Raw genomic sequence first — 11,185 nt, 5'->3', positions numbered from 1 at the left:
TGTAGCGCGGATGCCAAGCAGCGATAACATCGAATTTATCGGGAGACTCTTCAAGTTTTATTTCAATTAAATCCAATCCTTTAATTGCACGCGAGGGCAAAAAAGCAATAGAGTCCGTTGTTTCAAGGTACATTGGCACTATTGAAAAACAAGGTGCAGAAACCACTACATTTCTTTTAAAACCAAATGTTTTGAACCAATCATCAATAGAGCCTTTAAAGTTAGGCCTTGAAGGAGATGCGATAATGCTTGGATATTGAGCAACCTCAGCTAACGAGGGCTGACTTTGTAAAATAGAAGCGCCCTGTGAAGCGACACAAACATGGTGTTCTTCAAATAATTTTAAAATAGGATAACTATCTGGAATATAATCCGGAAAGGCAATCGCTAAGTTAACGTTGCCACTTTCCATCAATTCATTGAGCTTATCAATTTCAAAATCTCTAACTATCAATTTTAAATTAGGCGCTTGTATCCTTATTATTGAAATCAACGCAGGCAATACTATTTGCTGTGCATAATCGGTTGCAGCAATAACAAATGACCCTTCTACAGTATTAGGGTCAAAGTGGGTAGGTGATAATAAAGCATTAAAATCATTAAGGAGTTTATCAACACTAAACGATAGCGTTTGTGCAAAGGGGGTAGCAATAAATCCACTGGTTTTTCGAAGAAACAACCTATCTTCAAAAACATCACGTAATTTTTTTAAGTGCTCGCTCACAGCTTGCTGTGTAAGCCCCAATTGAGCTGCTGCTTTCGATGCGCTTTGCTCACGAATTATCGCTTGAAACACACGTAGCTGCTTAATATCTAATCTATCTAATTTACTCAAATTTATCTCTCTCTTGTTATGTTATTTATAAGATAACACTTAACCATTAATACCTGTAACACTAACAAAAAAGGTTTGTTTTTAATTGTTTAATTTTTTGTTTAATATCATCCCATCAAAATAAATCAACGGAGAAGAAAATGAAAACAGTAATTTTAATTGGTGCACTAGGTAAAATGGGTCAAGCCGCGTTAACTGGTTTAGGCAATCATAATGTGATTACAGCAGGTCGCTCTGGCGATGTTGACCACATTGTAGATATAACGAATGAACAATCAATTAGAGCGCTTTATGAAAAAGTAGGTGCTTTTGACGCGGTTGTTAATACTGTTGGCTTTTGTGAATATGCTAATTTCACAGAGATGACTGAGGCACAATGGATGACCACCGTGATGAGTAAAATGATGGGCCAAATTAACTTAGTACGTATTGGACAAGAATACATCTCAGATGCAGGCTCATTTACTTTAATTAGTGGTATTTTAAATAAAAAACCTATCCCTTACGCTATTGCAGATGCTACAACGAGTGGTGCAATCGATACTTTCGTTAAAATTGTTTCTTTAGAAATGCCAAGAAATATACGTATCAATGTAGTCAATCCAACTGTGTTAGTTGAAGCATGGGATGTCTACGGAGAAATGATGCCTGGCTTTGAACCCGTACCAGGGAAGTTAGTTGGTAAAGCGTTTGAGCGATCAGTTGATGGTTTCATTAATGGTGAAGTCATTGTTGTTGATGCTTAAATAAGTTAAAAGCGATCCATTTGGGTCGCTTTTTATTATAAATCATCACGTTATCCTCAGCTTTTTATGTTATCGAGGATTGGTATATTTGGGTATGTTTTACGAGAACTTGTTAGACACTCCTGCCTCGGTTTGTGCCCCGAAGCGACTTAAAAAGGTATGGTTTATTACTCAATACCCTCAAGAGTAGCCATATCAGTTTACCAAAATATTTAGATTACATAATCATTAGACTTGGGTGCTTAAAAAGTGGCAAACAAGAAACTTTCATTAAGTGTTACTTATCGAGTAAATGAGTGACAGCATCAGCCCACCATGTTAATGCAGGCCCCATCGTTTTTTGTTTTGCCATGACACGTTCAACTTGAACTGGCCAAGGCTTATGGTCAAAACTTAGGTTCATACGTACCATATCACCATTCTTTTCATATTTTTCTGCGATAAAGGCAGGTATGTAACTCCATCCTAAACCTTCTTTCACCATAGTGTTTATTGCATGAAATGAACTTCCCCACCATATATGTGAAGATATCATAGCCGAGTGCATTGAACTTTTTCCATCAAGTCCTTTAATCAATAATTGATGGTAAGGCATCAAATCAGAAACCGTGACTTTATCTAAGCTTGCCAATGGATGATTTGGATTTACAACACCATTAAAAGGTAAGCTGCCGACATAACATAAATCGACTTCTTGTGGAAAATCACCATTCGAAAACATTAACCCTAAATCGGCTTGATCAGAATGAATCATTGTTAATACATCGGATGCTGAAACGGTTAAAAGATCTAATAAAGTACTAGGAAAGTGCATTACAAAGATATTCATCAGATCCGTGATTAAAGGGAGTAATGCATCATCGACGGCAATTCTTATCTGAGTTTCATGAGATAGATTTAATGAATCATTCACGGAATCAAGTTCATAAGTTTGCTGTAGGATGGACTCAGCAAATGGCAATAATCTTTTCCCATGAGGGGTTAAAGAAGGTTTACGACTAGTACGATCAAATAACGTCGTATTAAGCTCTATTTCAAGATTTCCTATTCCCTGGCTGACAGCAGACTGGACTTTACCCAACTTGCGAGCGCATGCCGAAAATGAACCTGATTTTTCAGTTTCTACAAACATTCTCAATTGTTCCAGATTATACATATCACTTTCCCTGATAGTAACTAACTACATTCCTTCATAATAAATGATTACTATACACATCAACACCCACAAAACAAAAAATGAAATTAAACATGAATACGAGAGAACGCATTATCCACAGCATTTTATTTGAAGTGATTGCTTTATGCTTTATGATTTCTGCTACTAGATTATTTACCGATGTGGAATTTTCTTCAGCGACAGGTTTAGCAATTAGCTTGTCATTAATTGCTATGTGTTGGAATTATATATACAACTTAGGTTTTGACCATAAATTTGGCAGTGAGCGTATTAACCGTTCATTTAAAATGCGAATATTCCATGGATTAATTTTTGAATTAGGCTTAACGATTATCACTCTTCCGCTTATGATGTGGGTGCTACAGTTAGATTTCTGGACAGTATTTATTATGGATATAGGCCTTGTACTTTTCTTCTTAATATACGCTATCATTTTTAATTGGTGTTATGACCTAATTCGTGTACGGATTACATATATTATTCATTACAGTAAAACAAATAAATACGAGTAGAAGCTAAGATTTCTACTCGATCGAAAGTACTTCGCTACTGATTTAGAGAAAAATCAGTATTATTCCTAACTCGCAACGTGCCCCAAACCGACCTAGAAAGCTGAGTCGCAAACGCCCCCAAAGCGAGATAGATAAACAACTTTAGTCACTTGTTATACGAGTTTACAAATTACACAGGCCCTTCATTGATAATGAAGTAGACTCCAGTTTTTTTATCTAGCAATCCTAAATCAAGACTATCCATTTTCCATTCAAAATTATATTTGCTTGGATGAGGTAGGTTCCCCTGATCATATAAGCTATTTATAAATAATCTATCGTTAAGTTTAATATCAGTCTCTCTAATTAACTGAGCATAATCATCACTCATTCGAATAATATACGTAGGGTGACCTGATGACATTATTGGGTTACTCATATATGTAGTCCACGGCTCCATGCCCATGGTTGTATACTTCTCATGAAGGTGCCACATTCTTTCTCTTTCTTCAGTCATTTTACCATCAATACTAGCCGAATCGAAAACGTCATGATTAAATATACCAATTGCATGAAACTCAGTTCTTGATACAAATGCAAAGAGCACATCATTTGTTCTTTCTGATAAATCAGTATGTTTCACATTCATATTTAAATGAAAATGATGAAAACCTTTTGTATTTAGTATTTGATCTTTATCTTCCCAAGAATCAACCTCACCGTCTCTAATCCTTTGAGATGGTGTATATCCATATGTATGCGCCTTTTGGGAATGGTAAGGGTATATATCTTCGCCTTCCCTAATCTTATCTAATAAACTATTTATGCCTCCTTTTAATTCTTTCCAACGTTTATCTGCCGTAACCTCTGGGGAGAGTTTAATTTTTCTGGCGCGTGGAGGAACAATTCGTGTTTTCCAATGTAAATAGTGAATTAAAACTCTATTTAGCCCCTGTGATTTAAGTTCTGTTAGAGTATCTTTGGTGTTAGGGAAAAAAGGTAGTTCCTTGATTAATTCCGACTTCAGTCTTTTTATTGTTTTTGACTCTTCCATGTACACTTTTACCTAGATATTCGAGTGCTCGTATAACGAGATTAGAATTTCTCCATTTTAGGAAAAAAACAGCGATTTTTGAAATTTAATAATCAATTAAAACAATGTATTAAAAACTAACAATTTACTCTAATTTGTAACAAACGAGTTATTCTACAACCTCAACGCCCACATTAAGCGGACTAAAATAGTTGGTTATAATGTGGAGCGAAGCGGAACCTAACCAACTGTTTTAGTTCCGTTGAAATTGACTTGTTATGTTTAAAACGGGGAATCATCCGAATCAGGATCGCCATTAACTTCGCTTTCAATTTTGGACGTCAGCTCAACCGCTTTAACAACTAACTCTTTTATTGAATCTATTGATATATCTACTCGTTCACCTTCTTTATCAAATCCAATGCGATGAACACAATGGTGTCGAATTGAAACTGCTTGAAATAACCAAGCTATATCTCCAAACTCGCACTCTAAAACGTCTTTGTACATCGGCTTTACTTTTTTAAGATCGTGAAAGATTAAGTCTTTCAAGTAAGTTGCAACTGTAAGCTTAAGCCCTTCTTGTTTTTCAAAAATTTCTTTTAAGGTAAATTTCATGTTTGAAAACTTTGGGTCCGTCTCAACAAGTTTTCTGGTTAACTCTTCTGAATTTGTTACTTGATGTATGAAGGTTGAAGCTAAATATGATTCAATAGCAGCAACAACATGAGCATGAAGCATAACTAATAAGCTGAAATAAGTTTCCTCATCAACTTCCACTACAAGTAGCTTTTCTACACTTTTTATCTGATTTTGAAAAATTTCAATCTGCGTTTTACTTTCAATAAACCATTCTAAGTCATCTTGATCATAATCTGATTCAGGATAATACGGCATCCCAAAATTTACATCTGTATCTCCATCGTCGACATAGCAATCGGCACCTCCAAACGTATTGATTACTGTAATTTCGTGATCTGCACCGCATGACTCACAACAGACTTCTTCATAAGATTCACTGCCACTATCTTTGCTTTTTTCAGCCATGAAATTCGGTTCTGATACGTGAACGGTTTCTTCTCTGTGTTTACCACATTGGCATGTAAATGATATGTCCATTAACATAATTGGTCGCATACTCCTTTAAACATAACAAACAGCGTAACTAAGCCGAATTATTCCGTATTAACAGCGGAAATACGGAATAGTTTAATTTGTTAAAATATACGCGACTCGAACACAAAAACAATGCTTTAAAGATAGTAATCAAATAATAGTTATGTGGATAGATGGAAAATTTCCATATTAACAACAAAAATACGGACTTTTTAAATTCACTCAAACTTATAAAAATTCTGATAATTTTTCTATCTCGCAATGTGCCCCTTTGCGAGTTAGAAACGACAGAACAGCGACCAATATGCTTCTGATACAATGAACAGACCTAATATACAATACAAAATATAATCGCCGATTATTCGCTTTTGAATGTAATAACCCTGCACTATGTGTTCGGCTAATAGCTGAATTATTAAAAAAGCCGAGGTTTTATGAACATAATAAAAAAGCGTTGCAACACTATTGTGGCTGGTTAGATGGAATGGGGTTAACCCCAGATAATAAATAGAGAATGGAAAAGTAAGAACCACAATTTTATTGTTAACTCCCTTCCTCATTTAAAGCTTTCACCAATCCCATTATTTATTCAAGTTACTTTTATCAAACTGCAAGTCACATAACCTCTTATATAAAGTCGAACTGGTTAATAGTGAGTGATGATCGCCCGTGTCAACAATTCTGCCTTTATCCATCACCACAATTAAGTCTGCATCGATCACGGTAGATAAGCGATGCGCAATAATCAGTGTAGTTCTATTGGCCATTAGCTCATTCAGTGCCGCTTGCACATGGCTTTCACTCTGTGCATCTAACGCGCTGGTGGCTTCATCTAATAATAAAACATTAGGGTCTTTTAAAATCGCTCTTGCTAAGGCAATACGTTGTTTTTGTCCGCCTGATAACCGCACGCCCTGCTCACCTAAGAAACTTGCGTAACCCTGTGGTAGCTCATTAATAAATTCATCAGCATGAACGCGTTTTGCGGCTTCGATGACTTGCGCATCCGTTGCTTGTGGATTGCCGTAACGTATATTATGCCAAACGTCAGAACTAAATAAGATCGGCTGTTGCGGTACCATTCCCATCGCATCACGTAAGTCGGTTAATGCCAGTTGAGTAATATCCGTATCATTAAACTTTATTTGACCATGTTGCGGGTCATAAAATCGTTGTAACAATTCAAACAGTGTTGTTTTCCCCGCGCCAGAAGGCCCTACTAACGCGACTGTTTTTCCTGTTGGGATCACTAAATTAATATCATGTAGCGCGGCAATATCTGGTCGAGAAGGATAAGAAAAATTGACCTGTTCAAAAGTAATCGCTGATGATGATTGTGCTTTCATCACACTAGTTCGGTTAGGTTGTTTTATATCACTTTCTACTTTTAATAAGTCGAGTAAGCGCGTTGCTGAACCCGCGGCACGTTGAAGTTCACCATAAACCTCTGCGATGGTGGCCACCGACGTCGCAACTATAATGGCGTAAAAAACAAAGGCGCCTAATTCACCGCCTGTCATTTTACCTGAAAGTACATCCATGCCACCAATCCACAACATACTGCTGATAGCCGCGAAGGTTAAAAAGATCACAATGGCAATTAAAAACGAACGCTGTTTCACTCTACGTTTTGCGACCACAAAGGCTTTTTCAACTTCATTACCAAAAGCGACTTGCTCTCTGGCTTCATGCGTATAACTCTGCACCACTTTAATGTTTTGAATGATCTCGCCAGCATAGGTACCAATATCTGCAATTGCCCCCTGTGACGTTTCAGCTAAGGCTCTCACTTTTCGACCGTAAACGAGCATCGGTATTAAAATAAAAGGCACGGCGACAATAACCACTAAAGACAATTTTAAGTTGGTGACAAATAACATGATCAATCCGCCAATCAACAGAAATAAACTGCGTAACGACATGGAAAATGAAGAACCGATAATGGATTGTAATAACGCAGTGTCAGTGGTTAAGCGTGACATTAGTTCGCCACTTCTATTTTCTTCAAAATAACTGGGATGTAAAGTGACAATGCGATTGAAAACCGCCTTTCTAATATCGGCACTCACCCGTTCACCTAACCATGACATTAAATAAAAGCGACTGAACGTCCCTACCGCTAATAAACCAACCAGAAAAACCAAGCCTAAAATAGTTGCTTGTAACTGTTGCTCTGAGCCTGCAATAAACCCATTGTCTATAACAGATTTCACTGCTTGCCCTAAAGACAAATTAATAATGGCCGTCACTAATAAAGCAAGCAGTGCCAATGAAAGCATTAACTTATAAGGTTTTATAAAGGAAAATATAGGTAATAAGCTATTGAAGGCTTTAAGCTTTTCTTTTGGATTAGACTTGTTCTGTAAATGGGTCTCTTCGGTTGAAGTATTATTCACAATATACTCAATATGTTAGGAGGTGATATTTGTATCACTCATTAAGAATCAGGCGTTAATAATGATGCTGATAGAAAAGTAATTCAAGAACATAAATGTAAAAACAAAAAATCCCATGACTAGTTGAGTCATAGGATTTTTTGTTTGCTTTTGGTTATTTGCTTTGAGTTATGTCATTTAAGGTTTAATTTATTATGACTGTTTGACTGTCCTATGAGCTAAAGCCAGCGGATACCCTCGCTGCTGTGTGTAACACTCTGAACGCTCCGTTACTTGTTGATCAGTAATAGAGCGTGTCACAGGAAACAAACGTGACCCCACTAAGCCTTTATCAACAAAACCCAATTCTGCCAATTTTTCAGTTAACGCATCGGCACTCGTTAATACAGATGACGCTTTGACTATTTCACAACGTGCATAATTATCATCTTCAAAAGATACACCAGCGGCACGCAGGGAAGCATCCTCACCGGGTATTTGTTGTGCTCCAAATAGCGGCTTACCTTCTACACTCGCGTCTTTAAAAACAGGAATATATCGAGCCAAGTGTGCAATTGCGCGTTGCCCGCGTTCTGCAACCTCTTGGGCTAACCAACCTTTATCTATTTTACGAATAAACTGCGCATCTAACTGAGGCTGAGAGCTATTGTCAGCACTAGCAACAAGTCCATTATCAAATAATGTAATTTGTTCTGTCATGCCATGTAACTGTACTAAATTTTCAGCATAAGGCGTAAATTGTGCCATGCCCTCGGGCGTTCCACGTTGACCATGAAAAACAACTTCAGGCCATAAACCTCCGGTACCCTGCCACTTGGTGACATAGGCAGCTTTAAACTCGACTAAACGTTGACGATGAAAACCAGCTAAATCATCAATTTCACCGGTTTTAAAGCCCGCTGCATTAATTAAATAATCAAACTTCTGTTGGCTATTATGACCACTTTCATCACAACTTAACTGCCATTTTTTATCAACAGTTTGTTCGATTTTTGTGATTTTAGCATTTAGATGCACCTGACAATGGGCATTCTTTTCTAAAGAGAGCGCAGCTGTGGCGCCTAAGCGAAATACATTCCAACCAAATTCTTGAACTAAAACAACAGGAAATTTTAATAAAGACAGATCAACATGCTTAGCAAATGGAATCATCCATTGCTCTGCCGTGCTAGGTACTGGATGCTCATCTAGTAACGCTAACTGTTGTAATTCTTCCAACTCAAACAGTTGATAATAGTCGCTCGCTTTGCCAAGCACTTGATTATCAGCATCTTCATCAATTAGATCTTGGTATTCACTTTGTAATCGCTTTAGACGAGGTAAAAGTTCCATCGGTTGCCCTGGATCTTGTTCAGGGATCGCAATCACTGTTGGACGATAATCAACCGAATCAGGATATAAGCGCAGTGCTTCTATAGACTCTTTTAATAACGTTACACACTGTTCTTCTGAAATTTCCCTATATAAATTGCCACCAGCATGAAGGTGACAAATAGGAGGTCCATTTACTAAACTCGTCCCTTTTTCAAATAAATCAACTTGTAAGCCTATTTCACTTAAATAAAGTGCAATTGAAGCTCCAGCAATACCGCCACCGATAATGGCAATTTTTTTATCTGACATTTCGTTCTTAGTCATTTTAAAACCGTTTATATTTACGTTTAATTCATGCCATATGTAAAAATAATATGGCTAGATTTTATCAAAAATTAGCTGAAGCTTTATTTACTCTGTTAATTCATATTGATTAACATCTGAGAAAGTAGCAATGATGTCCGCAAAGTCATCAAAACTGATATCTGGATTATGCTCGTTGATATCTTCGCCATAGTTATAACCATAACTTAAACCAATGCTCTGCATGTTGGCTGCATTGGCTGCTAAAATATCATTTTTAGAATCACCAACCATCACACACTGTTCAACGGTAACACCTAACTTTTCGCAGCTGTAATGCAAAGGAAGCGGATCAGGTTTACGTTTTTCTAAGGTATCGCCGCCAATTAAAAGCTCAAATAAACCATTTAATTCTAAACCATCAAGGATTGGTTGAATAAAATCAAAGGGTTTATTGGTTACAATTGCAAGCTGATAGCCCTTAGCTTTTAATATTTTTAATGTTGAACGTACATGTGGATAAGTGACAGTATCTATACATAAATTCTGAGCATAAAACTCAAGAAAAATCGCCAAAGCTTTTGCCAGCAATTCAGGATCAAGGTCAGGGTCAATGTGTGATTGTCCAGAAAGGCCTCTTTGCACTAGAATACTTGCACCATTACCTACCCAAGAACGAATGATAGTTGGTGAAATAGGTTCGCGACCAATACTTGTTAACATATGATTGATAGCTAATGCGAGATCCGGTGCGCTGTCAATTAACGTACCATCTAAATCAAAAAGAATTGCTTTTTTACCTGTAAATTTCAAGAGTCACTCCTAAGTGCTGCTATTTTTATTTATTATTTTATTTGGTTTTGCAGTGTGTTTGAACGATATTAGTTTGTTATTAATTACGCGATTCAAGCTTATCGTTTAAAACATAGCCATCAGTTAATTTGACTGTATAAAGGTCAATATGAAGGGCAATAAGCAGGCCAATTAAATTCAGCCTCCTCAATTAACCCATCAAGGATTAACCAATCAACGATTAACCCATCAAGGATCAACCCGCCACAATAACGATAAGCTAATAAAGTCAGTCATTTAACATCCACGGGGTTATACGCACCACAGAAAGTTTAAGTTCATTTATTTCTTTAATTTTTACAAAATCATCTTTGCTAAGTAATAGAGCACCATTAGCAGCAAATTTAACATCGCTACTTTCAACATCGCTACTTAGTGAAGTCTTTATGGATGCGGGAATTGGATCTAAAAACTGAAGGCGTAAACCAGCAAACGTTGGTAAAAAATGCTTCCCTATCATGCCTGCATTTTTCTTTATCACCCCTTCTAACTGTTCATTAATAGCAGCGAGTTTTTGTTCGTTTAAATTAAATAACTCACTCTCTTTTGCCATCACGGTGATTTGTAAGTCACAACTAGATAATGTTTTATTATCATCAATATCAACCTCTAACATCCCACCGTCTTTGCGATGTTTATCTGAGTAGAAAGGCAATAAACGTCCTGCTGATTCAAACAAAATAGGCTCTCGAACATTCTCAACTACCATCTCTGCATTAGCAATCTTACATAGCGCTTTACTCTCTCTATCAATTAAATAAAAGGCGGTAGTGACATAGGGGTAATCAAGTTTATACATCGTTTTCATGTAGCTAAAAAACACTGAATAATTAAGCTTAATGGTTGAAGCTTGACTCAATGAAGTCAAGCTAGACAATAAAATGGCGAGTGCTAAACGTCGCATAATACCTTCCTTCTTTGT

General features: G+C 36.8%; 10 protein-coding genes. 2 read left to right on the top strand and 8 right to left on the bottom strand.

Annotation, left to right across the window (positions count from 1 at the left end; genetic code table 11):
- Positions 1–835: LysR family transcriptional regulator (locus GQR44_RS16645; protein WP_166371664.1), on the bottom strand; the 835-nt coding region annotated here is incomplete at its 3' end.
- Positions 836–975: 140 nt separating this feature from the next.
- Between GQR44_RS16645 and GQR44_RS16640 the strand changes: the two genes are divergently transcribed.
- Positions 976–1,581, top strand: a complete 606-nt coding sequence (locus tag GQR44_RS16640) for a short chain dehydrogenase (protein WP_166371663.1) — start codon at positions 976–978, stop codon at positions 1,579–1,581.
- Between the two features lie 277 nt (positions 1,582–1,858).
- Here GQR44_RS16640 and GQR44_RS16635 read toward each other — a convergent pair whose 3' ends face one another.
- Positions 1,859–2,737 (bottom strand): LysR family transcriptional regulator, encoded by an 879-nt coding sequence (locus GQR44_RS16635; protein ID WP_166372818.1) that lies wholly within the window; start codon positions 2,735–2,737, stop codon positions 1,859–1,861.
- Between the two features lie 92 nt (positions 2,738–2,829).
- On the opposite strand from GQR44_RS16635, the gene GQR44_RS16630 reads away from it, so the two are divergent.
- Complete coding sequence (locus GQR44_RS16630) at positions 2,830–3,270, top strand: PACE efflux transporter (RefSeq protein ID WP_166372817.1); 441 nt, start codon at positions 2,830–2,832, stop codon at positions 3,268–3,270.
- A 169-nt stretch (positions 3,271–3,439) separates the two neighbouring features.
- Here the strand turns inward: GQR44_RS16630 and GQR44_RS16625 are convergent, their stop codons facing one another.
- The 6 genes from GQR44_RS16625 to GQR44_RS16600 all read right to left on the bottom strand — a co-directional run bounded on the left by GQR44_RS16625 (position 3,440) and on the right by GQR44_RS16600 (position 11,167).
- Positions 3,440–4,303: a hypothetical protein gene (locus GQR44_RS16625; protein WP_166372816.1), complete on the bottom strand. Its 864-nt coding sequence runs from the start codon at positions 4,301–4,303 to the stop codon at positions 3,440–3,442.
- A gap of 261 nt (positions 4,304–4,564) precedes the next feature.
- Complete coding sequence (locus tag GQR44_RS16620; RefSeq protein WP_240923707.1) at positions 4,565–5,329, bottom strand: hypothetical protein; 765 nt, start codon at positions 5,327–5,329, stop codon at positions 4,565–4,567.
- Between the two features lie 650 nt (positions 5,330–5,979).
- The gene (locus GQR44_RS16615) at positions 5,980–7,794 is read right to left on the bottom strand and encodes an ABC transporter transmembrane domain-containing protein (protein ID WP_166372814.1); all 1,815 of its coding nucleotides are present in this window, start codon (positions 7,792–7,794) and stop codon (positions 5,980–5,982) included.
- Between the two features lie 192 nt (positions 7,795–7,986).
- Positions 7,987–9,432, bottom strand: coding sequence for an FAD-dependent oxidoreductase (locus GQR44_RS16610; protein WP_166372813.1), 1,446 nt, complete (start codon positions 9,430–9,432; stop codon positions 7,987–7,989).
- A gap of 87 nt (positions 9,433–9,519) precedes the next feature.
- Positions 9,520–10,224: a phosphoglycolate phosphatase gene (locus GQR44_RS16605; RefSeq protein WP_166372812.1), complete on the bottom strand. Its 705-nt coding sequence runs from the start codon at positions 10,222–10,224 to the stop codon at positions 9,520–9,522.
- A gap of 268 nt (positions 10,225–10,492) precedes the next feature.
- Positions 10,493–11,167 (bottom strand): DUF2987 domain-containing protein, encoded by a 675-nt coding sequence (locus tag GQR44_RS16600; protein WP_166372811.1) that lies wholly within the window; start codon positions 11,165–11,167, stop codon positions 10,493–10,495.
- Positions 11,168–11,185 lie beyond the last annotated feature (18 nt).

The sequence above is a fragment of the Psychromonas sp. SA13A genome (assembly GCF_011378715.1).
GTDB lineage: Bacteria > Pseudomonadota > Gammaproteobacteria > Enterobacterales > Psychromonadaceae > Psychromonas.
Note: the sequence above shows the minus strand (reverse complement) of the source record. Positions and strands in the feature narration are given on the sequence as shown.

Bases quoted from the DNA above. Each gene is read 5' to 3' on its own strand.
- GQR44_RS16630 (WP_166372817.1), top strand. From the start codon at position 2,830: ATGAATACGAGAGAACGCATTATCCACAGCATTTTATTTGAAGTGATT.
- GQR44_RS16600 (WP_166372811.1), bottom strand. From the start codon at position 11,167: ATGCGACGTTTAGCACTCGCCATTTTATTGTCTAGCTTGACTTCATTG.
- GQR44_RS16640 (WP_166371663.1), top strand. From the start codon at position 976: ATGAAAACAGTAATTTTAATTGGTGCACTAGGTAAAATGGGTCAAGCC.
- GQR44_RS16635 (WP_166372818.1), bottom strand. From the start codon at position 2,737: ATGTATAATCTGGAACAATTGAGAATGTTTGTAGAAACTGAAAAATCA.
- GQR44_RS16620 (WP_240923707.1), bottom strand. From the start codon at position 5,329: ATGGCTGAAAAAAGCAAAGATAGTGGCAGTGAATCTTATGAAGAAGTC.
- GQR44_RS16610 (WP_166372813.1), bottom strand. From the start codon at position 9,432: ATGACTAAGAACGAAATGTCAGATAAAAAAATTGCCATTATCGGTGGC.
- GQR44_RS16625 (WP_166372816.1), bottom strand. From the start codon at position 4,303: ATGGAAGAGTCAAAAACAATAAAAAGACTGAAGTCGGAATTAATCAAG.